Origin of the sequence: Achromobacter sp. 77, from assembly GCF_020541125.1 — a bacterium.
Classification (GTDB): Bacteria; Pseudomonadota; Gammaproteobacteria; order Burkholderiales; family Burkholderiaceae_B; genus Achromobacter; species Achromobacter mucicolens.
In genome coordinates this window covers 438,143-460,767 of record NZ_CP059848.1, presented here as the reverse complement: position 1 = coordinate 460,767, position 22,625 = coordinate 438,143, and the positions used below count along the sequence as shown (strand labels likewise).

Below are 22,625 nucleotides of genomic sequence, written 5' to 3'. Positions count from 1 at the left end.
TGCCCACCACAAAGAGGAGTCCGGCAGATGCGAGTATTGATTTCGGAGTTCATGGACGCGCCCGCCGTCGATGCCTTGCGGCAGCGGTTCGACGTGCGCTACGCCCCCGAACTGGTGGAGCAGCGCACCGCGCTGCTTGAAGCCGCCGCGGATGCCGACGCCCTCATCGTGCGCAACCGCAGCCAGGTGAACGCCGAACTGCTGGCGGCGGCGCCGCGCCTGGTTGCGGTCGGCAGGCTGGGCGTGGGGCTGGACAACATCGATCTGGCGGGCTGCGAGGCGCGCGGCATCAAGGTCATCCCGGCCACCGGCGCCAACGCCCGCGCCGTGGCCGAGTACGTCATCGGCACGATGCTGTCGCTGTTGCGCGGCGCCTATGCGTCCACGGCGGATGTCGCGGCCGGCACCTGGCCGCGCACCGCGCTGTCGCAGGGGCTGGAGGCGCACGGCCGCACGCTGGGCGTGGTGGGATTCGGGGGCATCGGCCGGCTGGCCGCCCAGCTTGCGCGCGGGCTGGGCATGCGCATCGTGGGCAGCGATGCGGCCCTGCCGCCGGCGCATCCCGCGTGGCAGGAAGCCGGCGCCGAGCCGCTGGCCCTGGACGAGCTGCTGAGCCAGGCGGACGTCGTGACGCTGCATGTGCCGCTCACGCCCGAGACCCGTCACCTGCTGGACGCGGCGCGCATCGCGCGCATGCGCCCCGGCGCCATCCTCATCAACACGTCGCGCGGCGGCATCGTGGACGAGGCCGCGCTGGCGGCCGCGCTGCGCGCCGGCCGGCTGCGCGGCGCCGCGCTGGACGTCTTCGAGCAGGAACCCCTGCCCGCGGGCGGCCCGCTGGCCGACGCGCCGAACCTGATCCTCACGCCGCACATCGCCGGCCTCACGCAAGAGGCCAACACGCGCGTTTCCGACATGGTGGCCGCCGGTGTGACAATGGCGCTTGACGCCCGCGCACGCTGACGAGGCGCGGCGCGCCTCACACGACAGGAAGGATATGGCTCACATCTATCTGGACGAACTTCAACACCTGGCCGCGGCGGGTCTTGCCGCCGCCGGCGCCAACCCGGTCATGGCGGACAGCACCGCCCGCGCGTTGGTCTTCGCGGAAAGCCAGGGGCTCAGTTCCCACGGCCTGTCGCGCGTGCCGTTCTACGCCGGCCACCTGCGCACCGGCCGCGCCATCGGTTCGGCCGTGCCGCGCATCCTGAACGAACGCGGCGGGGCGGCGCTGATCGATGCCGGCTCCGGCCTGGCCTTCCCCGCCTGCGGCATGGCGGTCGAACAGGCCACCGTGCGCGCCCGCGAACATGGCGTGGCGTTCGTGGGCGTGGCCAACAGCCATCATTTCGGCGAGGCCGCCTACCACCTGGAAGCCCTGGCCGACGCCGGCCTGGTGGGGCTGGCGCTCAGCAATTCACCCGCCGCCATGCCCGCATGGGGCGGCAAGCGCCCACTGTTCGGCACCAATCCCATCGCGGCGATCTTCCCGCGCCGTGGCGGCGCGCGGCTGGTCATCGACCTGTCGCTGTCGCAGGTGGCGCGCGGCAAGCTCATGATCGCGGCGCGCGACAACCAGCCGATCCCGCTGGGCTGGGCGCTGGACGCGGACGGCCAGCCAACCACCGATCCGAAGGCGGGCCTGGCTGGCAGCATGCTGCCCGCGGGCGGCGTCAAGGGCGCGATGCTGGCCCTCATCGTGGAACTCATGGCCTGCGCGTTGACCGGCGCGCGCTTCGGCTACGAGAACGAGTCGTTCTTCGTGGACGAAGGCGGCCCGGCGCGGCTGGGACAGGCGTTCATGGCGATCGACCCCAATGCGTTGGCGGGCAACGACGTATACCTGGAACGCGTGGAAACGCTGGTCGATGCGATGCTTGAAGACGAGGACGTGCGCCTGCCGGGCGAGCGCCGCCGCAAGCTGCGCGACGAGGCCGTCAAGCACGGACTGGATTTGCCCGACGCGCTGATGACGCAATTGCGCACGCTGGCCGGCGCGGCCTGACCCGTCGCCGGGGCGCCCTGTTGCCCGTGCTTAATGCCCGTGGGTAAACCACAGCATCAGCGGCGCCAGCAGCAGAAACACCACGGTGGACACCAGCACGGCGCCCGCCGCGGTGTCGCCCAGCGGCGTGTAGCGCCGCGCGTACATGTAGCTGACCACGGCGCACGGCATGGCCATCTGCAGCGTCAGCGCGCCGGCCAGCACCGGCTCCAGGTTCAGCGCCCACACCACCGCCCCCCCCGTCGCCAGCCCCACCACCAGCCGGATCGCGGCAACCTTGGCGCCGTCGCGCACGCCGTTCGACGGAATGAGCGCCAGCGCATGGCCCAGGCTCAACAGCATCAGCGGCACGGTCACCGCGCCCAGCATGCGCGCCGTCTCGATGATCCACGCGGGCACCGGAATGTTCAGCAGGCGCAGCGCCACCGCCACCACAGAAGCCAGCAGGATCGGACTCTTCCAGCTTCCCTTGGTGTTCACGCCGGGCAGCATGCGCACCGCGATCGTGTGCATCACAAAGGAATTCACGGCAAAGAACGCCACCGCCACCGACAGCCCTGCATCGCCGAAGGCCAGTTGCGAAATGGGCAGCCCCAGGTTGCCGGCATTGGGCAGGAACGCCGTGGGCAGCAGGCTCAGCACGGGCAGCTTCCAGGCCTTGAGCAGCGCCGCGCTGATCAGCGCGCACAGCAGCAGGGCGATAAGCGTTGCGGCGGCCACGTCGGCCAGCGCCCGGTCGTCCAGATGGGTGGTGACGAAGGTATGAAACACCAGCGCGGGCGTGGTGACGGACGTCACCAGCGTGGTGATGAAGTTGCCGCCGAAGGGGAGATCGCGCTTGCCCCAGAAAAGCCCGATTCCCACGCAGGAAAGCAGGGGCAGCATCAGCACAATGGCTGACAGGTAGAACTGCGCGATGGCCAACATGGACTATTCCGTCAGAGATAAAAAGATTGATGCGTCACGGCATCATTGCTTGCCCCCGCTGGGGCGGTCGCAGCAGCATGGGCGCATTGTTCACAAAAGGGCCATCCCGTCCTCGCCGCCATGTCCGCCACACCGATGCGCAGTCTTGCCCACTCATCGCGTTGCGCCGATCGCAGCGCCGACGGCAGTCCGGTCCGAAGCGCCGCCTTGCATCTGTCCGACAGGCAGGCCGCCTGCCTGAAATGGTCGGCCGCGGGCAAGACCAGCTGGGAAACCTCCCGCATATTGGGCGTCAGCGAAAGCACGGTGAATTTCCACCTGCGCAACGCGTGCAACCGGCTTGGCGTGCGGGGCCGGCGCGCTGCCGTGGTGGCGGCGCTGCGGCTGGGGCTGCTCGAGTTCAAGGCTTGATGACGACGGACCGCAGGAATTCGCGCGCACGCTCGGCGGGCAGGCTTTCCTCGGTGCCGGCGGCCACGGCCTCGATCAGCATGGTGTCGGTCACCCACACCCTGGCCTGCAGCCATCCGGGCTTGCCCACCGCCTTGCCGCGCACCTCGATCGTCTCGCCGTACGGCGGCCATTCCGAGGGCGGCGGGGCCTGCATGTTGGTGTACAGCGATCGCATCAGGGCCATGCCCAGCGCCTGCCGGGCCGCGGGGCTGGCCGCTATCTCCGGCGGCAGGGGCGACGATCCCACGGCGAACACGGCTTCGCCAACGGTGGCGCTGGCCAGCGTGAACTGCAAGGCGTGCGTATCCAGCTTCAGATCGCGCGTTTCGGTCGAGACCCGGGCAGGAAACGCCGCGCGGACGTGGCCGTCGGCCACATCCATCTCGCGCCAGTTGTAACTGGGCGAGCAAGCCGTCAACGCCAGCGCCAGCGCCAAAAAAACGCCCGCTTTCTTGAACATGAAACGAAACAGCGATGAAATCGTCATTACCCGAGAACCCACAGGGTCCAGTCATTTCGAGGAATTCAGAAATTGTCGCCGATTTCCATGGCCCCCGCGCCCGACGGCACCCCGCTCGCCAATTATTCCTGGCCCGCCGCCCCCAACGTGCCGCCCCCGATCGCCAGATTGGAGGACGCCGGGGCCCGCCCGGGGATGGCCGGCCCCGGGTTGGCCCGCCCCGGGATGGCCCGCCCCGGGAAGGCCCGCCCCAGCATCTACCTGCTGCACGGTTTGAGCGAGCACGCCGGGCGCTACGACCGGCTGGCGCGCTGGCTGACCGCCCGGGGCTGGGACGTGGGTGCGCACGACCACCGCGGCCACGGCCGCTCGGGCGGGCATGCCGCCACCCTGCGCGACCAGGAAGACCTGGTCACCGATGCCGTGGACCGGCTGCGCGCCTGGACACAGCGCTGTGGCCGCCCGCCCATCCTGCTGGGCCACAGCCTGGGCGCCCTGGTCGCCGTGCGCATCGCGCAGCGCCGCCTGGCCGACCTGGACGGCCTGGTGCTCAGTTCGCCGCCCTTTGCCGTCAACGTGCCGCTGTGGGTGCGCCGCACCCTCACATGGATGTCCCTGCACGCCCCCGACCTGCGCGTGCCGCACGGCCTGGCGCCCGCCCGCATCTCGCACGACCGGGCCGTGGTGAAGGCCTACCGCGCCGATCCCCTGGTGCGGCGCCGCATGACCGGCCGCCTGGCGCGCTTTGTCGACGAAGCCGGCCAGCAAGCCCTGCGCGAGGCCAGTCTGCTGCCCTGCCGCACCCTGCTGATGGTGGCCGGCGACGATGCCATCGTGGCGGCCGAAGGCAGCCGCCAATTCGCCCAGCGGGCCCCCGCCGAACTCCTTACCCTGCGCTGGTACGACACGGCCTGGCACGAGATCTTCAACGAAGCCGCCCCCATCGCCGATCCGGTCTATGCTGACCTGGACGAATGGCTGGCGCGCACCGCCCAGGCATTGTCCCTGTCCCCAGTACTGGTTCCCGAAGCACAGGAGGCCAGCACCCCGTAAAATCCGGCGACAGCCCCCAACGAGAACAATCCGTGACCGATACTGCCGCCAACCGCCTCGCCCGCCTAGAGGCCAACCGCTCGCTGCTGACCCAGACCCTGCGGGGCATCGAGAAAGAAGGCCTGCGCGTGGACGAACAGGGCATCCTGGCCCGCACGCCGCACCCCGCCGGGCTGGGCTCGGCACTGACCAACGAACACGTCACCACCGATTATTCCGAATCGCTGCTCGAACTCATCACGGGCACGCACCAGGACGTGGACGCGTTGCTGGCCGAGCTTGCCGATACGCACCGCCACGTCTACGGCGTGCTGAACCACGAGCTGATCTGGAACCAGTCCATGCCGGCCACGCTGCCGCCGGAGCCTGACATCCCCATCGCCTGGTACGGCACGTCCAACACCGGCATGCTCAAGCACGTGTACCGCCGCGGTCTTGCCGAACGCTACGGCAAGACGATGCAGTGCATCGCCGGCGTGCACTACAACTTCTCGCTGCCCGAAGACCTGTGGTCCGTGCTGGACACGCAGCCCGGCTCCGCGCAGGACCGCCGCTCGCGCGGCTACATCGGCCTGATCCGCAACTTCACGCGCTACTCGTGGCTGCTGATGTACCTGTTCGGCTCGGCCCCGGCGCTGGCCAGCGATTTCCTGCAAGGCCAGGACCATCAGCTGGAAAAGCTGGGCGACCACACGCTGTACCTGCCCTATGCCACCAGCCTGCGCATGAGCGACCTGGGTTACCAGAACAAGGCGCAGTCGCAGCTCAAGCTCTGCTACAACGACCTGGACACCTTCCTTGGCCGCCTGTACGGCGCCGTGACGCAGCCCTGGCCCGAATACCAGAAGATCGGCACGCATCGCAACGGCGAATGGATCCAGCTCAACACCAACGTGCTGCAGATCGAAAACGAGTACTACTCCAGCATCCGTCCCAAGCGCGCCACCGGCCGCTGCGAGCGCCCCATCACCGCGCTGGCCGAGCGCGGCGTGCAATACGTCGAAGTGCGCTGCCTGGACATCGACCCGTATTCGCCGGTGGGCATCGACGCGGCCACCGCGCGCTTCGTCGACGCCTTTCTCCTGTTCTGCACCGCCTCGGACAGCCCCTTCTTTCCTGCCAATGGCTACTGTCAGCGCAGCGCTGACAACTTCTCGGTGGTCGTCAAGGAAGGCCGCAAGCCCGGCCTCATGCTGGACCGCGAAGGCCAGTCGATCGGCCTTGCGCAATGGGGCCACGAACTGCTCGACCAGATCGCGCCGTATGCCGCGCTATACGACAGCGCGCTGGGCGGCACCGCCTACGCCGACGCGCTGGTCGCACAACGCGCCAAGCTCGACCAGCCGGACGCGACGCCGTCCGCGCGCCTGCTGGCCGACCTGAAGGACAGCGGTCTTTCGTTCCACGATTACTCGCTGGCGCTGAGCCGCAAGCAGGCCAATGCCCTGCGCGCCGAACCGCTGCCGGCCGACGTGGCCGCGGCCTACGAGCAAGCGGCGGCGCAGTCCACCGCCGAACAGCTAAGGCTGGAGCAGTCGGACACTGAAGATTTCGACACCTACGTCGCGCGCTATCACGCCGCGCTGAAAGCGCCGCGCAAATAAAGCGTATCGTTAGGGCTCGGGTTGCGCCGCGCGCCATACGGCGGCCGGCGCCAGCCTTACCAGTCACATCAGGAGGTTTTCTTCATGCGCCGCACCGCAACATTCCTGCTGGCCCTGGCGGCCAGTGTGGCGGGCATTGCCCACGCCGCGCCGCCCCCCATGCAGACCGTGGAATCCGTAGACCTGAAACGCTACGTCGGGATGTGGTACGAAATCGCCAACTTCCCCATGTTCTTCCAACGCAATTGCGTGGGAGACACCACGGCGGAATACACCGCGCATCCGGACGGCACGATCGGCGTGAACAACCGCTGCCGCACCAAGGACGGGGATATCGATTCTGCCTCGGGCACGGCCACCGTCGTTGAAGGCAGCAACAACGCCAAGCTCGAAGTCACGTTCTTCAAGCCGTTCAAGGGCGACTACTGGGTGATCGGCCTGGATCCGGAGTACCGCTGGGCTGTCGTCGGCACGCCCGACCGCAAGTACCTGTGGATCCTGTCTCGCTCGCCGCAACTGCCCAAGGAAGAACTGGACAAGGCGTTGGCTGCCGCCACGGCGCAAGGCTACCAGCTCGACGAGCTGCGCTACACGCCGCAGAAGTAAACAACCTGAAAGTTAAAGACCGCGGAAGTCTGCGGTCCGCTCAGCCCGCGTAATCGCGGGCCAGCCTGACCACCGTCACGCCGGGCTTCAACTGCCGCAGCGACGGCATGATCAGCGTGCAGTTGTCGTACGGCGTGACAATCGGCTGCTCGTCAGCCCAGCCGATGGGCGATCCGGCCTTCTCGAACGTCTCCAGTCCCGACCAGGGGCCCGCAAAACGCACGTTCATGGACGGCGCCACCACGGCGTCCGTCACCTCCAGCACGCGCTGCTGCGCCGGGTCCGGCAGCAGCCAGTCTTCGGGCAGGTCGGACCGATCCGCCACGCCCGACTCCACCAGCATCCGCGCCACCATGTCGCGCGCCACCTCGCGCGAAGACAGGTCGCCATGAAAGCCGCATTCGATCAGCAGCGCGCAGGCGTCTTCCCGGGCCGGATCGCCGAAATGCTCGAAGTCGCGCATGCGCACGCCGTCCTTGTGGCCGGCATCCACGATGACGTGCTGCGGCGCCTTCAGGCGGCGGGCCAGCGCGACATTGCGCGGCAACACGCCCGTCAACAGCAGCGGCGCGCCCGGCTCGTGCATCGAATGCAGATCCAGCAGCCAGTCGGCGCGCCGCACCCACGGACGCAACGCCGCGCCGCGCTGGCGGTCGGGCGTGGTGGGATTGTCCAGGCGTTCGGCGCTCCAGACGCGGTTCATGTCTTCCTGCACGAATCGCGAGGCATCGTGATTCGCCGCGTCGAAGCGGTCGAACGCATCCAGATTGCAGAAGGCCAGCGTCAGGCTGCCGCGGCGCGGCCGCAGGCCCGACGCCAGCAAGTCCTTCAGCGCCCAGGCGCCGCACAGCTCGTTGCCATGCACCAGCGCGCTCACCATGAGCGCCCGTCCCGGAACGCCCGAATCAAAGTGCCACACGCCGGGCGTGTCGGTATTGCCTGCGCGCTCGGCGGCGATGTCGGGAACGGGAAGCTTGAATTGCATGGTGATATCCGTGTGCTGCGAGGGTCTTTCGATGTCGTGATGTGCCGCGCGGCCTTATTGCGCCTCGATCTTGGCGGCCTTGACCAGCGCGGCGTACTTCTTGGTCTCTTCCGCCTGGAAGGCCACCGGATCCACGCCCGGCTTGGCGACTTCGCCGCCCGCGTCCTGCATCTTGGCGCGGAAGGTGTCGGACTTCAGCGATTCATCCAGCGCAGCGCGCAGCTTGGTCACCACCGGCTCGGGCAGGCCCGCCGGGCCGTACAGCGCGAACCACAGGTTGATGTCGACGGACTCGAAACCCTTGGTGGCGGCCAACGGCGCGATCTCGGGCGCGGCGGGCGAACGCTTGTTCTCGGTCAGGCCCAGCGCGACGATGTTGCCGCTGCGGACCTGCGGCAGACCCGAGGACAGCACGAGCATGCCGAAGTCCAGCTGGCCGCTCATCAGGTCCGTGACCAGCGGCGACACGCCGCGGTAAGGCACGTGTTCGGCGCGGGTGCCGGTGGCCTGGTTGATCATCTCGCCCGCCAGGTGCAGCGTCGTGCCCACGCCCGAAGACCCGTAGTTGAACGTGCCGGGCGCGGCGCCCTTGAGCTTTTCCAGGTACTCGGCGGCGGTCTTCACGCCGGAGTTCTTGCTGGCGGCCAGCAGCATCGGCTGCGAGGCCACGATGCCCAGCGCCGTGAAGTCCTTGGCGCTGTCGTACTTGACCGCGGTGTTGATCATGCGGGCGATCACCATTTCGTTGGTGGAGCCCAAAAAGATGGTGTAGCCGTCCGGCGCGGCACGGGCCACGCGCTGCGCGCCGATGGTGCCGCCGGCGCCGCCGACGTTCTCGACCACGACCGTCTGGCCCAGGCGCTTGCCCAGTTCTTCGCCCAGCAGGCGCGCGGTCAGGTCCAGGCTGCCGCCTGCGGGATAACCGACGATCAGCGAAATGCTGCGGGCCGGATAGTCGGCCGCGCTGGCAACGGGTGCCACGGCAAGGGCCGAAGCGGCGCACAACGAGACTAGCGCTGCGCGCAGCGGATGCAAGATGGACTTCATGAATTTCTCCCTGGGGTGCTGTGGGTGGACGGCGGAGCCGCCTCTTTTGAGTTTCGGGGGCTATTTTCAAGCGCGGCCCAGGGGCATACCGTGCCAAAGCGGCACATCGTTGTGCTAATCCGGTTTGATGCCTGGCAATCAGGCCTTGCGGCTGGCCGTCGCTTCCCAGGCAGCTTCGGCCAGGTCGGTCAGCCGGGCGCGCGGGCGGTACAGGCGGACCTCGAAGGCGATCTCGTCGCTACGCCCGCCCAGCTCGGCCAATGCGCCGCGGCGGCAATCCGCCGCCACCATGGACCAGGGCAGCCACGCCACGCCCACGCCCTTGGCGACCGCGCCATGCGCCGCGTCCAGCGAATCGCTGCGCACGAAGGGCGTCAGCGCGTACGGCGTGGCCTCCAGCCGGTCTCCCACGATGCGCTCCATCGCCAGCCCGCCGGTATAGGTGATCAGCGGCACGGGCGCGCCGCCCACCTGCAACTGATAGCGTGGCCGGCCACGGGCGTCCATCTGGCTGACCGGCACCAGCTTGTCGGTCGCCAGCGTCATAAAGCGGTAGCGCGAGGGGCTGAGCGGCACGGACAGCGCCGGGTGCTCGTAGCAGCACAAGAGGTCCACCTTGCCCTGCTCCAGCCGGACCACCAGGTCCTGCGCCTTGCCGGTGGACAGCTCCACCTGCGTGCCGTCGGTCAGCACCCGGGGCGCGCGGTGCCGCAGCCGCGCAATCCAGTCGGCCACCAGCGTGCGCGCTAGGCTGCGCCCCGTGGCGATCCGCAGCACGGCCTCGCCGCCCGCACCGGAACTGCGGATGCGATGGCGGACCAGCCCCATCTGCTCGACCACCTGCGTGGCGGTTTTCAGCAGCGTCTCGCCTTCGGGCGTCAGCGTCACCGGCAGGCGCTGGCGCTCCACCAGCGGGGTGCCTGCCCACGCTTCCAGGGCGCGGATGCGCCGGCCGAAGGCGGGATGCGTGACGTGGCGCAGTTCCGCGGCGCGCACGAAGCTGCCGGTCTGCGCCAGCGCGATCAGGTCTTCCAGGAGTTTCAGGTCTGCCATGGACGACAAGCTTACGGCATCACGACGCTAGGCCGCGGCTTGGCCCTCGGGCAGGGCAAGGATGCGCTCGATGACCTGCGCCGTCTCGCGGTAGTGCGTGGCTAGCAGCGCGGCCGCGCGGCCGGCATCGCGCGCGACCGCGGCATCCAGCAGCGCGCGGTGCTCATCGTCGACGTCGCGTTCATGGCCGTACGCCACCGCTTGGGCGCGCGCCGGCCGGCGATAGCGTTCCGTCTGCGCGTATAGCTGCGCGGACAGGTCCAGCAGCCAGGGCGAGCGGCAGGCGCCGATGAGCGCCTGATGAAACTCCTGGTGCCGGGCCTCCAGCGCGTCCTCGCGATCCGGGTCGAGGCCGGGCGCGGCGTCCGCCCGGCGGGCCGCCAGCGACAGCGCATGAAACGCCCCCACCAGCCGCGCCTCCCAGGCGTCGTCGGCGTTGGCCAGCGACCGCCGCAGCGCATCGCAATCGATCAGGATGCGGGTCTCGCAAGCATCGCGCATTTCTTCCACGGACAGCGGCGCGATCCGAAAGCCGCGCGACGTGGTGGTAAGCACCATGCGTTCGCTGCGCAACCGGTTCAGCGCCTCGCGGATCGGCGAAAAGCTGCCGCCGTAGCGCTGGCGCAGCAGTTCCAGCCGCAGCGACTGGCCCGGCGCAAACGCGCCGCGCATGATGTCGCGGCGCAACTGCCGGTAAATGTGTTCGGACAGCGTGATGTCTTCGACCCCGGCGCCGCCGTCAGCGGCCGCATCCTCGCGCGGGGCCTTGATTCTGGGTTTCAAGCGTTGTGCTCCTAGACGGCCACCACCGGATGGCGCAGCGTGCCGATGCCTTCCACGCAGGCCACGACCACGTCGCCCGGCCACAGGAATTCCTGCGGCTTGCGCCCGGCCCCCACGCCCTCCGGCGTGCCGGTGGCGATGATGTCGCCCGGTTCCAGCGTGATGCCGGCGCTGATATCGGAAATCAAAAACGGCACCTTGAACAGCATGTGGCGCGTGTTCGAGCCCTGCTTCTTTTCGCCATTGACCGTCAGCCACAGGTCCAGCACCTGCGGATCGGGGATTTCGTCGGCGGTCACGATGCATGGGCCGAACGGCGCGTACGTGTCCTGTCCCTTGGAATAGATCCACTGGCCTGCCCGGCGGCAATCGCGCGCGCTCATGTCCAGCATCACGCTATAGCCAAACACGTAAGACAGCGCGTCGGCCTCGGCCACGCGCGACGCGCGCCGCCCGATGATGACGGCCAGTTCCACTTCCCAATCCAGTTGCTGCGTGATCCTGGCGTTGTGCTCGATGGCATCGCCCGGCCCGATCACCGTGGTGGGCGGCTTGGAAAAGATCACCGGCTGCTTGGGCAGGTCGGCCGACGTGTCCAGCGTGCGGCTGGATTCGGCCACGTGCTCCACATAGTTCAGCCCGATGCCAAAAATGTTCTTGCGCGGACGCGGGATGGGCGCCAGCAACTTCACGTTCTCCTGCGGCAGGGCCGTGCCCACCGGCCAGTTGCCGCGAAACGTGTCCAGCAGGCGCGTCGCCTGCGCGACCGCCACCGGCCCCAGGTCGATGAATTCCAGCATGTCGCCGGGCAGGTCCACCCCGCCTTCCTGGCCCAGCAGGAACAGGTCGATCACATAGCCGTCCACGAGCGCGCCCAGGCGGGCGGCGGCGGTGGGATGAGCGCGAAAGGTCACGAGGCGCATCGGAAACTCCAGAAGGTCAAAGGGGGGTGGAACCGGCCGGCGCGGCGCGGCGTCATGCATTCAGAAACTAAATCAGCGGTTGATGGCCGCCGTTGTCCTGTACCGCTTCCTCGCGGTACAGCGCAAGCGCGCGCATGACGGGCAGGTCGTTGAAACAGAAGAGGCACGCGTCGTCGTTGAACGACAGGTTCGCGTGTTCGTGAATAGCCCACGACGGCACGCAGAAAATGTCGCGCTCGGTCCAGTCGTAACGCTTGCCGTCGATCACGGAAAACCCGCTGCCCTTGGCCACCTGATAAATGAAGCTGCCGGTGTGCCGGTGCGCCTGGGTGTGTTCGCCCGGGCGCAGCAACTGCATGCTGGCGCCGATGGTGGGCATGACCGCGCCGCCCGTTGCCGGATTCACGTATTCCAGCAGGATGCCATCGTAGGGGCTGCCCGGCGCGGTGCGCGCATAGCGGCGCAGGGCCTCATACGTAGGCTCCCATTCGTACTTGAAGAGCGGAGAATACGGCTTGGTCCACCCGGACACCTGCGGCCGCAGCGCCACGCCGCCCCACGCGCCGCTGGTGTCGTCCACCGGGTGCGTGATGGTCTGGTTCAGGTCGGGATGCACGGCATAGAAACCGGCTTCCAGCGCATTGACCAGCGGTATATCCAGGCCGTCCTGCCAGATACAGGTCGTGCCGTCCTCGGCCACGCCATGCTCGTGCCAAGTGCCGTTGGGCGTCAGCACGAAATCGTTCGCGCCCAACGTCATCTTGTGGCCGTCCACCACCGTGTACGCGCCTTGCCCTTCCATGATGAAGCGCAGCGCTGAATGCGTGTGCGCGTGCGCGCTGGCCAGCTCGCCCGGCTTCATCACCTGCAGCCCGGAATACAGCCAGCCCACCGCCGCGGCAACGTCCTGCCGGCCCGGGTTGTTCAGGTAGATGACGCGCCGGCCCGCCTCTTCGGGGGACACCAGCTCGGCGGATCGCAACACATGACCGCGCAGGTCCCGGTAACGCCAGACCACGGGCACCGACGCCGACCGCGGCGCCCACGGCTCGATCTTGTTCGCCACCGTCCACAACGCGCCCGTCTCAAGCCGCGCCAGTTCCTGGTAGTAGGCCACCCGCTCCGGCGAGTCGGCCACATTGGCGCGGCCCGCGGTGTCCTCGCGGTAAGCGTCGTAGCGGTTCGCTTCCATGTCGTGCCCCTGGTTTTATAAAACGCCGAGGATTTTCGAAAATACTACGCGCGCCAGGAAGGGTGGGCAATGGGCAAGCGCTAGGGGTTTTCCTGCAATGCCGGAAAGGCTGGCAACGCCACGCCGCGAAAATATCTGGACGACCTGCGCAAAAATACTGTACAAAAACACAGTGCGACGTGATACATTTCGCTCGCCCGAAAAACTGTCGTCCAGGGGAGAATTCCTGTGTCAGAAGCTGCTCATCTCGTTCAGTACATCGTCGTTCCCTATCGCGCCGCCGCCAATGGCGTCGCCCCCGGGGAAATCCGTCCGGCCAGCAGCGAATTCGGAGCCATCCGCATCGCGAATTCCATGGCTTCCAAATTTGCAGGCGTTGCCGCCTACGAAGTGATGATCGACAAGGAAACCGGCGACATGGAATCGCCGCGCATCCTGATGCAGATCGGCACCGTGCCTTCACTGGACGACTAGCCAACGCAAATCGCCCGCCCCGCGTGCACGCGGGGCGGGCGATTCAATGGCTTGGCGCGCCTTGCCAGCGCTTAGCCAGTATTTCCGTGGGATCAGTCATCCGCAGAATCCTGCGACGCGGACGCTAGAACAGATGCTTGATCCCCATCGAGCCGCCGATCGCGCGCAATCCCGACGCGCCGCCCAATCCCTGCTCGGCGTTCAACTGCACATTGACGAATGTGTTCTTGCCCGCCCGCCGGTCGTAACCCGCCGACAGCGCCACGCGCGACCCGTCCAGCTTATTTTCAAAGGCGATGTCACCTTGAGTGAGCGTCTGGTATTCGCTGGACGATTCCCCCAACGTGTGCCGGTAACTCAGCATCAGCCAGCCATGGTTTTGCGCGTCGTCCTGCTCGCCCCAGGCTTTCGACAGCTTCACGCTCACCCGTGAATGCAGCGCATGCGACTTCGGCAGTGTCACCCGGCCCAGATCGTCATCGCTGTCGCGCAGCGCCAGGTGTTGAACCATTACCTGCGCCTGCGGTTCGAGTCGAAGTCCGGAGGACGCATCGCCAATGTCGAACGCCTTGCCGGCTTCAGCCGACAGCGCCGCACCCCAGCCCGACGTGCGCATTGACATGCCGTCCGCGCCGCGCGATTGGGTCTTTACCCCATACCGGCTGATCTGCGTGACGAAATCGGCATACCCGCCCTTGCCGTCCAACATCGTGTAGTACGCGCCCAGGCCGTACATGGTCTGATCGCTGCGACCGGCGTCGATTATTGAACGCGTGGATGCCTGATAGTGGTCTACCTGCGCGCGGGACACCATGGCCGTGCCAAACATGCCCATGCTGTTGCGACGGATACCCTTGTTGGTCACGAACAGGTCCGTGCCGACCTGCAGACCGCCCAGCGTCGTGCGGCTTCCCACTTGAGACTGCAGGATGCCGCGCGAAGCGCCGTCGCGGTTCTCCCAGGCACCCAGCGTTCTGGCCCAGGCATACGGGTACACCTTGCGGGCCAGCGTTTCTGTCGCGCCCATGCGCTCGTTGAAGGTGCCCACCGCCAGCTCGGACTGCCGCAAGGCCTGGCCGCCCAACTGCGAGTAGATCGAGACCTCGGGGCGGACTTCGCTGATCAAGTACCAATTGTTGGAAAGGTCCGGCGAGCCATCCAGCGCGCCGTGCGTCAGCACATAGCGGAACGCGCCGCCCCGCAGGGCCTGGCCGGGTGTTTGCTGGAACGCGTTGTCCGTGCTGGCGCCCGCCTTGACCACCAGAAAGCCATTGCCGCTGAAGGGATCGCCAAAATCCCCGTCGGTATTCAGCGTCAGGTAGGTCAACCCCGTCGCCCCCGCGTTCAAGGTCAGGTAATCCACGGTGCCAGCCGTGGTCGGAATCATGTGCAACTGCACTTCACCGCCGCCGCCCACCAGATTGTTGGCGGTGAACGTACGGCCGATTTCATCGTTGGTCCATGCTGCGGGCGGGGCGAAGGCGACGCTGCCGGCAAGCCGAAGTTCGTTGACGGTGCTGAGATTGTTTGCTTGCGCGGCGTTCGGTGCGGGGTTGGAAGCATCCGTCAGGATGTTCCATTTGCTGGCCGCGTCGATGGAGAGATTCGGTCCATCCACCCAACCGTGAAGTGTGCCGCCGTTGGCCAAGCCCAGGTCGGCACTGCCCGCCCCAACGACCCGGGCAACAGCGTGATCTGGCTGACCCAAGGACGTGCCATCGATGACCAGCGTGCCGTTGTCCACCCGCGTGAAGCCGGTGTACGTAAGCGACCCGGTAAGCGTGGTCGTTCCCGAACCGGCCTGCAGCAGATCGCCCGTGCCAGATATGGCGTGGGACAGGATGACTGCGTCGGCGCGGTCGATGGCCAGAAGGGCGTTGTTCTCGACCTGGCCCGCCCCCAACGAGCCGACGGCCTGGCCCGAGCCCAGCTGCAGCACACCGTCGTCAATCCGCGTTGCGCCGGCGAAGGCATTGTCGCTGTCGATGATCCACGTACCCCCACCGGTCTTGGTCAGCGAGCCCGATCCGGTGATCGCGCCCTGCATCACGGACACCGTGCCGTCCACGGTGCGAATGGCGCCATCTCCCGCAAACTGCATGTCGCGCTGCGACAGGACATTGGCATCCAGTTGCAGCCCGCCGCCATCAACCGTGAGGGCAACGGAGGCGTCGCCCAGGCTAGCGTCGTCGGCGATCGCGAGCCACCCGCCCGACAGGGTCCAGGGCATGATGGCCTGACTGGGCGTGCCCGTCAGCGTCCAGGTTCCCGCCGACGTTTTTTCGAAGGCATTGAAGCCCAGGTACTGGGCCTGCGGGCCGCTTCCAATCAGGCTGACATCGAAGGCCAGCGCCGAGCCGCCATCCAGCCTGAACGTGTTCTTGCCGCCCGACTCCGTGGCGTCGACCAGGCCGATGATTTCACTGCCGTTTTGCAGGACCAGCGTGGAATCATGGGCGGTCGCCGCATACTTGATGGCGATGTTCTGGTTCGCCGGTCCCTGCGAGATCGTGCCCGAATTGATGATCACGGAGTTGGCGCCGGTGACGTGGACACCGTGACCGCTGTTGCCGCCGGCACCGCCCGGGGGGCCGCCGGAGAATGAGGTGCCCGCCCCGCCGGCGCCGCCCGATCCGCCAGCCGCCCCGCCGCCTCCGCCGCCCCCGGCCCAAATTGCTATGTTCGCTATGCCACCACCGACGCCGGCCTCACCGCCAGCGATACCGCCTGATCCGCCTACACCCGGAATTGGGCTGGATAATCCATCGCCCTGCGACCCGCCGTTGGTGTAGGTGCCGCCGCCACCACCACCACCACCTGCATAATTCGACTGGCCGCCACCCGGCATACCATCTTCTCCCCCATTGCCGCCATTGCCGCCGTAGCCCGTTCCATCGATCCCGCCGGGGTTGATATCCGCCGCGCCGCCGCCGCCGCCCCCACCGCCGCCACCAGTGCCCCCCGCGCCGTCACCACCGCGGCCGCCGTCGCTGACAATGCTCTGACTGAAACTACCGCCGCCCCCGCCTCCACCGCCCCCCCCCTTGCCGCCGCTAATAGAGTAGCCGTCGTTATGCAAAACCACGCCATCACCCGAGATAACGATGCCGTGCCCGCCATTGCCGCCCGCGCCACCTGCGCCGCCCACATAGCCCCCTTGCCCGCCTCCGCCCCCCCCGCCCCCGCCACCGCCGGGCGCGCCTTCAATGTCGTCAGAGGTCGTGTAAGAAGTGGTGAGATCCAAGGCGGCAAAACCATCCCCGCCATCGCCGCCGTTGCCCCCATTGGCGGCCCCGCCTGCGCCGCCCACCCCCGCCTCGCCGACGATCAAGGCACGCGCCGCGGGATGCGGGGACATGCCCAGAGAGATCAAAGACAGGCCAAAACAAAGCTTCAGCGCCATACCGCGCGCCTTGTCGATTCGGTTCGAGATCGAGTCCGCATGTCGCAACGCCAAGCAAGAATCCGTATGCATCGTTGGTTCATCCTGGGTAGTGGATTCACGCGCGGCTTCACGAATTCAATTGCACCGGGAGCACAGGGGCAGCTCCAGGCAGAATCATTTTCTTGATATCGCAAGAACGTGGAACACCGGGGCTGCCGGTTGCGCGTTTGAGTAATCCGGTTAATCACATCGAGCGACGGCTTCGAGCTAAAAAGCGTTAAAGCCCGTCTCGTCGGTGTGTCTGATTCTCTTTATGCGTCCCGGCTTTACCCAGAGTAGGATTACTCGGAATGCGCGACAGTCTTCATAAGAATCAGTTGCCGTGGAAAATCAGACGATCGCTATGGCGCATGTTCCAAGACCGTGCCAGCGATCCGGCGGGCCGCTTCATGCACGTTTGTTAGAACAGATACTTCACCCCCACCGAACCGGCCACCGCCCGCAATCCTGACGAGCTGCCCAAGCCCTGTTCGGCCTGCACCCGCACGTTGACGAAGGTGTTTCTGCCCGCGCGCCGGTCATATCCCGCCGCCAGACCGACGCGCGATCCATCCAGATCGTTGTCGAATGCGATATTGCCCTGCGTGGCGGTGGGATACGAACTGGAGGAGCTTCCCAGCGTGTGGCGGTAGCTCAGCATCAGCCAGCCGTGGCTTTGCGTCTGGGCTTGCTCGCCCCAGACTTTCGATAGCTTCAGACTCACACGCGAATGCAGCGCGTTCAGTCCCGGCAGGGCAACCCGGCCCACGCTGTCTTCAGCGTCACGCAATTTGACGTGCTGGACCATCACCTGGGCTTGCGGCTCAACGCGCAGACCGCGGCCGTCGCGAATATCGAAGGCCTTTCCGGCTTCGGCGGAAAGCGCGGCGCCCCATCCGGATGTCTGCAGGGACGTGCCATGCGCACCACGCGATTGCGTCTTCACGCCATACCGGCTGACCTGTCCGACGAAATCGGCGTAACCGCCCTTGCCGTCCATCAACGTGTAGTAAGCGCCCAGGCCATACAGGGTTTGATCGCTGCGGCCGGCATCCACCGTCGATCGCGTGGATGCCTGATAGTGCGACACGTCGTTACGGGAAACCATTGCCGTACCAAACACGCCCACGCTCTGGCGGCCGATACCTTTGCTGGCCACGAACAGGTCCGTTCCCACCTGCAGCCCGCCCAGCCGCGAATCCACGGCGACATTCGCTTGCCGGATCCCCAGGGGCGCGCCATCCCGGCGTTCCAGGACGCCCAACGACCGCGCCCAGACATACGGGTAGACCGTTCGCGCCAGCGTTTCGGTCGCTCCCATCCGTTCGTTGAACGAACCCACCGCCACCTCGGACTGCCGCAAGGCCTGATTGCCCAACTGCGAGTAGATGGACACCTCGGGACGGATATCGCTGAACAGGTACCAGTTGTTGGCCAGATCCGCTGCGCCGTTTCTCGCGCCTTGCACGAGCCCGTAATTGAATGCGCCCGCCTGGGTGGGTTGTCCGGGGGTTTGTACAAACGCGTGGTCGGTGCTGGCGCCGGCCTTGACCACCAGTAACCCGTCGCCGGCCAACGGATCTCCGAAGCCGCCCGGCGTGATGAGCTTCAGGTAGGTCAACCCCGTGGCGCCCTGGGTCAGCGTCAGGTGATCCGCGGCGCCGGTCGGGTTCACGTGCAGCTGCACTTCGCCACCGGCGCCCACCAGGTTGTTGGCGGTGAATGTGCGGCCGGCCTGATTGTTCGCCGCATCGGAGGGCGGCGAAAAGGCAATGCTGCCAGCAAGCTGAAGTGCGTTGACGCTGCTGAGGTTGATGTCCTGCGCGGCGGTAGCGGCATCGGTCAGGACGTTCCATCGGCTCGTCGCATCGATGATGAGGTTCGGTCCGTCCATCTGGCCGTCAAGCCTGGCGCCGTTCGCAAGGCTCAATGTCGCATTGCTGGCGCCTGCAACGCTGGCGGCCGCGTGATCGGCCTGGCCCAGGGCCGTGCCATGGATGACCAGCATGCCCTCGTCGACACGCGTAACGCCGGTATGGGTGAGCGGCCCCGCCGGCGCGGTGTTGCCCGATCCGCTATCGCTACCCAGGATGATCCATGTGCCGGGCCCTGACTTGGTGAGGCTGCCCGCGCCGCTGATCGTGCCCTGCATCACGGACACCGTGCCGGCGGCCGTGTGGACCGCGCCATCACCGCGCAATTGAAAATCGCGCTGCGACGACATGCTGGCGTTCAGTTGCAACCCGCCGCCGTCAAAGACAAGGCCGCCAGCCACATCCCCCAGCGCGGCGTCGTCCGTGATCGCAAGCCATCCCCCGAGAAGCGTCCAGGGCGTAAGCGCCAGGGAGGGCGACCCCGTCAGCGCCCACATGCCGTCAGACGTCTTCTCGAATGCGTTGAAGCCCAGATACTGACCCTGCGCGCCGTTGCCAATCTTGCCCACGTCAAACGCCAGCGCGGCCCCGCCATCCAGGACCAGCGTGTTCGTGCCGGCCGATTCGGTGGCGTCGACGAGGCCTTGAATCACGCTACCCTCCCGGAGCATCAAGGTCGCGTTGCTGGCGATCCCCGCATACTTGATGGCGGTGTCCTGATTGACGGGCCCCGCCATGATGGCGCCCGAGTTGATGATGACGGAATCGGCTCCCGTGACGTAGACGGCATGATTGCTGCTGCCGGCACCACCACCGCCGTTCAAATCGAGACGCGTGTACTGTCCGCCGTCGCCCCCCGCGCCGCCTGGCGCGCCTCCGCCCCCTCCGCCGGGCGCAAAACCTTCGTACGGCTGGGCATCATCTCCGTTGACGCCAGACGCCCCGCCAGCAGTACCGCCCGGTCCGCCCACCCCTTCACTCAGCACTGGCCACACGTCCTGGCCTGCACTCCCGCCGTTGATGGATGAGCCGCCGCCACCGCCACCGCCGCCCGCCCAGGAGACACCGAGGGGACCACCGCCCCCCACGAGGCCATCTTCTCCGCCGTGGCCGCCGTCTCCTCCGAAGCCCGTCCGGATATACGCCCCGCCTCCCCCGCCCCCGCCGGCGGCGCCGCCTGCGCCCGTCGAGCCGTCGCCACCGCGACCACCATCTGCTTCCACAGAGAAATGGAAGGTGGAGCCGCCGCCTCCGCCGCCGCCACCGCCCTTGCCGCCGCGGATCGACCAGCCGTCGTTGTGCAATACCACCGCGTCGCCTGAGATGACGATGCCGGCCCCGCCGTTCCCCCCGGCGCCGCCAGCGCCGCCCATGGAATGGCCGTGCCCGCCGCCACCACCACCACCGCCGCCGCCGCCGGCCCCGCCTTCCACGTCGCCGGCCGTGGTGTACGAGGTCGTAAGGTCCAAGGCGGCATGGCCATCTCCGCCGTCGCCGCCACGCCCCCCATTGGATGCGCCTCCCTGGCCCCCAGCCCCCGACACGCCAACGATCCCGCCAGCGGCAACGGCAGGGTGCGGCACGTCGACGGAGAGCAGCAGCAGGCCAACGCAAAGCTTGATCGTGTTTGTTCGGGTTTTGAGAAACGGCGTTGAATCGGCACGTCGCAGCGCCGCGCGGGAATCCACGTTCATCGATCAGATCATCCTGGGGGGTCGGATTCACGCGCAGGGACTTTTCGTTCCGCCTGGAATGCAAGTGACGCTGCCCGGGCAGTTGACCGCTTGCGCGTGAATATCCGTTTGTTCACGTTGAACGACGGAGCTGGGCCACAGATCGCTGGAGCCCACTTCGTCGGTGTGTTCGATTGTGTTCAGACAGTCCGCATTTACCGAGAGCACTATTACTCCGATGGCGTGACCGCTTTTTCAAACATCAACGGACGCATCGAAATCCGACAGATCGCCATTGCGTTCGAATCGTTGCCGTGCCAGCCATCCGGACAGGAGGCCATCGACCGATCAGGCATCATCCGGGCGCGGGACGGAGTGCAAATTTGCACCGTGTCGGCGCGATAATGCGCTCACGCGTTTTCATTGCGCAGTTACGCTGGAGCCTTCTGATACCGAACTTCGTTTCCCCAACCTCCCAGGAGAAAACCATGACGACGCAATCGAATCCACTCGAAAAGAAAACCGCCTATTGGGGCGTGCCGTGGGAAGACGCTTATGGTTATGCGCAGGCGGTGCAGGTGGGCAACGACATCTACGTGTCGGGCCAGCTCAATCACGACAAGGACGGCAACCTGATCGCGCCGGCCGAACTGGACGACCAAGGCAAGCCGCGTAATTTTTCCACCATGGAAGCGCAGATGCGCGCGACCTACGAGAACCTGGCGGCCTTGCTGGGCAAGTTCGGCGCCACGCTGGATAACGTCGTGGAAGAGACGCTGTACGTCTTGGACGTCGATGCCGCCTTTGCGGCGGCGGGCAAGGTGCGCAAGGCCGCCTACGGCACCGATCGTCCCCAGGTCGCCAGCAACCTGATCGGTGTCTCCCGGTTGGCGATGCCCGCGCAGTTGATCGAGATCGCCTGCAAGGCGGTGCTGCGCCCTCGCACTGCCGATTGAGGAACCATCAGGTCTTTGACGGGGGCCGCGCCTGGCGGCCCTCGATCAAGGCCTTGTGCTTTGCCACGGCCGCGGCGCAAAAACGCATGAAGATCTGAACGCGCCGTGAGCGCCGGATGTCGGGATGGGTGAGCAGCCAGAGTTCATCCGCAAGCTCGGGCACGACAGGACCCACGCGCACCAGGTCGGCCATCGTGTCTCCCAGCATGCAGGGCAGATAGCCCACCCCAAGCCCCGCGGCGATGCCCGCGCCGACGGCGGCGACCGAATCGGATCGGTACGCGATATTCGCCGGCGCAACCCGGCCTTCAATAACGCGAGCGGCCTTCAATCCAGCCAATCCGCCCGCGTAGGACACCCAACTCAGGTCGTGAATGCGGTCCGCCGCAGGCGCCTTGCGCCGAAACTGTTGCGCGCTTCCGTAAGGCGCCCACGCGATGCCTGCCAGCTTGCGCCCGACCCAGCTCTGCGGCGGCCGTTGGGTGGCTCGTAGCGCGATATCCGACTCGTCCCGGGCAAGGTCCAGCGTGTCGTTCCCGACCAGGACCTCAATCGACAGCGAGGGGTGGGCTGCCCTGAATTCGGCAATGATGGGCGTCAGGAAATACAGCAGCAGCGAGTCGCTGGTGGCAACCCGAAGCGTGCCTTGCGGGTCATGCGTGGAACCGGAAATGCGGCGAGCCACACTGACAACATCGAGTTCGACACGCTCGCTCAGCGCGCGAAGCTCCATCCCTTCGGCGGTCAGCTTGTAGCCTGCGCGCCGCCGGTCAAACAAGGCAACGCCCAGCGCAGCCTCGGCCTGCGCCACGCGGCGCGATACCGTCGAGGCATTGATGCCGAGCTTTTCGGCCGCCAAGGACCGATTGCCGCAATCGCTCAACACTTTGACGATGCGCAGGTCATCCCATGACAACGTGTTCGGCGCGGCGGCGTTGTCCAGGGCGAGGCTGGTCGCGGACGCGGGGAGGGCTTCGGCAGGTTTTGGCGGCGCCATGATCGGCAGATGTTCTTACGTGGGCGTGAGACGTAAGCGTAAAACGTAAGCGCCCATCGCAGGCGTCAAATCAAAGCGCTGAACGGAAAGGATGCTTAACGCCGTGAAAAGCGCTTAAGCACAGAGAATGCGCATA

General features: G+C 66.9%; 19 protein-coding genes. 8 read left to right on the top strand and 11 right to left on the bottom strand.

Annotated elements, in window-relative coordinates; translation table 11 throughout:
* The first annotated feature begins 27 nt into the window (after window positions 1-27).
* A complete protein-coding gene (locus tag H4P35_RS02100) occupies window positions 28-963 on the top strand; it encodes a hydroxyacid dehydrogenase (protein ID WP_226847867.1) in 936 nt (311 codons plus the stop codon).
* Between the two features lie 34 nt (window positions 964-997).
* A complete protein-coding gene (locus H4P35_RS02095; RefSeq protein WP_226847864.1) occupies window positions 998-2,005 on the top strand; it encodes an Ldh family oxidoreductase in 1,008 nt (335 codons plus the stop codon).
* Window positions 2,006-2,035: 30 nt separating this feature from the next.
* Here H4P35_RS02095 and H4P35_RS02090 read toward each other — a convergent pair whose 3' ends face one another.
* Window positions 2,036-2,932 (bottom strand): AEC family transporter, encoded by an 897-nt coding sequence (locus H4P35_RS02090; RefSeq protein WP_056327569.1) that lies wholly within the window; start codon window positions 2,930-2,932, stop codon window positions 2,036-2,038.
* 207 nt (window positions 2,933-3,139) lie between these two features.
* On the opposite strand from H4P35_RS02090, the gene H4P35_RS02085 reads away from it, so the two are divergent.
* Window positions 3,140-3,343 carry a helix-turn-helix domain-containing protein gene (locus H4P35_RS02085; protein ID WP_056327570.1) on the top strand — a complete coding sequence of 68 codons (204 nt, stop codon included), beginning with the start codon at window positions 3,140-3,142 and terminating at the stop codon, window positions 3,341-3,343.
* On the opposite strand, the gene H4P35_RS02080 is transcribed toward H4P35_RS02085, so the two are convergent.
* A complete protein-coding gene (locus tag H4P35_RS02080; protein ID WP_062840258.1) occupies window positions 3,333-3,872 on the bottom strand; it encodes a hypothetical protein in 540 nt (179 codons plus the stop codon). The two genes, H4P35_RS02085 and H4P35_RS02080, sit on opposite strands and share 11 nt — an antisense overlap.
* A 45-nt stretch (window positions 3,873-3,917) precedes the next feature.
* On the opposite strand from H4P35_RS02080, the gene H4P35_RS02075 reads away from it, so the two are divergent.
* From H4P35_RS02075 to H4P35_RS02065, 3 genes are all read left to right on the top strand, one after another.
* Window positions 3,918-4,898 carry an alpha/beta hydrolase gene (locus H4P35_RS02075; protein WP_226847858.1) on the top strand — a complete coding sequence of 327 codons (981 nt, stop codon included), beginning with the start codon at window positions 3,918-3,920 and terminating at the stop codon, window positions 4,896-4,898.
* Window positions 4,899-4,930: 32 nt separating this feature from the next.
* Window positions 4,931-6,502: a glutamate--cysteine ligase gene (gene gshA / locus H4P35_RS02070; RefSeq protein WP_226847855.1), complete on the top strand. Its 1,572-nt coding sequence runs from the start codon at window positions 4,931-4,933 to the stop codon at window positions 6,500-6,502.
* An 84-nt stretch (window positions 6,503-6,586) separates the two neighbouring features.
* Window positions 6,587-7,108: a lipocalin family protein gene (locus H4P35_RS02065; RefSeq protein WP_056327573.1), complete on the top strand. Its 522-nt coding sequence runs from the start codon at window positions 6,587-6,589 to the stop codon at window positions 7,106-7,108.
* Between the two features lie 40 nt (window positions 7,109-7,148).
* Here the strand turns inward: H4P35_RS02065 and H4P35_RS02060 are convergent, their stop codons facing one another.
* From H4P35_RS02060 to H4P35_RS02035, 6 genes are all read right to left on the bottom strand, one after another.
* Window positions 7,149-8,093 carry a succinylglutamate desuccinylase/aspartoacylase family protein gene (locus H4P35_RS02060; protein WP_226847854.1) on the bottom strand — a complete coding sequence of 315 codons (945 nt, stop codon included), beginning with the start codon at window positions 8,091-8,093 and terminating at the stop codon, window positions 7,149-7,151.
* Between the two features lie 54 nt (window positions 8,094-8,147).
* Window positions 8,148-9,140, bottom strand: coding sequence for a tripartite tricarboxylate transporter substrate binding protein (locus tag H4P35_RS02055; RefSeq protein ID WP_056327575.1), 993 nt, complete (start codon window positions 9,138-9,140; stop codon window positions 8,148-8,150).
* Window positions 9,141-9,278: 138 nt separating this feature from the next.
* A complete protein-coding gene (locus tag H4P35_RS02050; RefSeq protein ID WP_063953504.1) occupies window positions 9,279-10,193 on the bottom strand; it encodes a LysR family transcriptional regulator in 915 nt (304 codons plus the stop codon).
* 27 nt (window positions 10,194-10,220) lie between these two features.
* The gene (locus H4P35_RS02045) at window positions 10,221-10,976 is read right to left on the bottom strand and encodes a GntR family transcriptional regulator (protein WP_226847852.1); all 756 of its coding nucleotides are present in this window, start codon (window positions 10,974-10,976) and stop codon (window positions 10,221-10,223) included.
* A gap of 11 nt (window positions 10,977-10,987) precedes the next feature.
* A complete protein-coding gene (locus tag H4P35_RS02040) occupies window positions 10,988-11,899 on the bottom strand; it encodes a fumarylacetoacetate hydrolase family protein (protein WP_108006446.1) in 912 nt (303 codons plus the stop codon).
* A gap of 67 nt (window positions 11,900-11,966) precedes the next feature.
* Entirely contained in the window at window positions 11,967-13,091 is a 1,125-nt protein-coding gene (locus H4P35_RS02035; RefSeq protein ID WP_226847849.1) for a cupin domain-containing protein, read from the bottom strand.
* 228 nt (window positions 13,092-13,319) lie between these two features.
* Here H4P35_RS02035 and H4P35_RS02030 point away from each other — a divergent pair, with 228 nt between their 5' ends.
* A complete protein-coding gene (locus H4P35_RS02030) occupies window positions 13,320-13,565 on the top strand; it encodes a hypothetical protein (RefSeq protein WP_056327580.1) in 246 nt (81 codons plus the stop codon).
* Between the two features lie 124 nt (window positions 13,566-13,689).
* Here H4P35_RS02030 and H4P35_RS27145 read toward each other — a convergent pair whose 3' ends face one another.
* Window positions 13,690-16,968, bottom strand: coding sequence for an autotransporter outer membrane beta-barrel domain-containing protein (locus H4P35_RS27145; RefSeq protein ID WP_255616257.1), 3,279 nt, complete (start codon window positions 16,966-16,968; stop codon window positions 13,690-13,692).
* A gap of 442 nt (window positions 16,969-17,410) precedes the next feature.
* Window positions 17,411-20,332, bottom strand: a complete 2,922-nt coding sequence (locus H4P35_RS27220; protein ID WP_304518374.1) for an autotransporter outer membrane beta-barrel domain-containing protein — start codon at window positions 20,330-20,332, stop codon at window positions 17,411-17,413.
* A 692-nt stretch (window positions 20,333-21,024) separates the two neighbouring features.
* Between H4P35_RS27220 and H4P35_RS02005 the strand changes: the two genes are divergently transcribed.
* Window positions 21,025-21,492 (top strand): Rid family hydrolase, encoded by a 468-nt coding sequence (locus H4P35_RS02005; RefSeq protein ID WP_226847847.1) that lies wholly within the window; start codon window positions 21,025-21,027, stop codon window positions 21,490-21,492.
* A 7-nt stretch (window positions 21,493-21,499) separates the two neighbouring features.
* On the opposite strand, the gene H4P35_RS02000 is transcribed toward H4P35_RS02005, so the two are convergent.
* Window positions 21,500-22,489 (bottom strand): LysR family transcriptional regulator, encoded by a 990-nt coding sequence (locus H4P35_RS02000; protein ID WP_226847845.1) that lies wholly within the window; start codon window positions 22,487-22,489, stop codon window positions 21,500-21,502.
* Window positions 22,490-22,625: the final 136 nt, after the last annotated feature.

Coding starts and splice junctions, on each gene's coding strand:
- H4P35_RS02100 (WP_226847867.1), top strand. CDS start 28: ATGCGAGTATTGATTTCGGAGTTCATGGACGCGCCCGCCGTCGATGCC.
- H4P35_RS02095 (WP_226847864.1), top strand. CDS start 998: ATGGCTCACATCTATCTGGACGAACTTCAACACCTGGCCGCGGCGGGT.
- H4P35_RS02090 (WP_056327569.1), bottom strand. CDS start 2,932: ATGTTGGCCATCGCGCAGTTCTACCTGTCAGCCATTGTGCTGATGCTG.
- H4P35_RS02080 (WP_062840258.1), bottom strand. CDS start 3,872: ATGACGATTTCATCGCTGTTTCGTTTCATGTTCAAGAAAGCGGGCGTT.
- H4P35_RS02065 (WP_056327573.1), top strand. CDS start 6,587: ATGCGCCGCACCGCAACATTCCTGCTGGCCCTGGCGGCCAGTGTGGCG.
- H4P35_RS02060 (WP_226847854.1), bottom strand. CDS start 8,093: ATGCAATTCAAGCTTCCCGTTCCCGACATCGCCGCCGAGCGCGCAGGC.
- H4P35_RS02055 (WP_056327575.1), bottom strand. CDS start 9,140: ATGAAGTCCATCTTGCATCCGCTGCGCGCAGCGCTAGTCTCGTTGTGC.
- H4P35_RS02050 (WP_063953504.1), bottom strand. CDS start 10,193: ATGGCAGACCTGAAACTCCTGGAAGACCTGATCGCGCTGGCGCAGACC.
- H4P35_RS02040 (WP_108006446.1), bottom strand. CDS start 11,899: ATGCGCCTCGTGACCTTTCGCGCTCATCCCACCGCCGCCGCCCGCCTG.
- H4P35_RS02035 (WP_226847849.1), bottom strand. CDS start 13,091: ATGGAAGCGAACCGCTACGACGCTTACCGCGAGGACACCGCGGGCCGC.
- H4P35_RS27145 (WP_255616257.1), bottom strand. CDS start 16,968: ATGGCGCTGAAGCTTTGTTTTGGCCTGTCTTTGATCTCTCTGGGCATG.
- H4P35_RS02005 (WP_226847847.1), top strand. CDS start 21,025: ATGACGACGCAATCGAATCCACTCGAAAAGAAAACCGCCTATTGGGGC.
- H4P35_RS02000 (WP_226847845.1), bottom strand. CDS start 22,489: ATGGCGCCGCCAAAACCTGCCGAAGCCCTCCCCGCGTCCGCGACCAGC.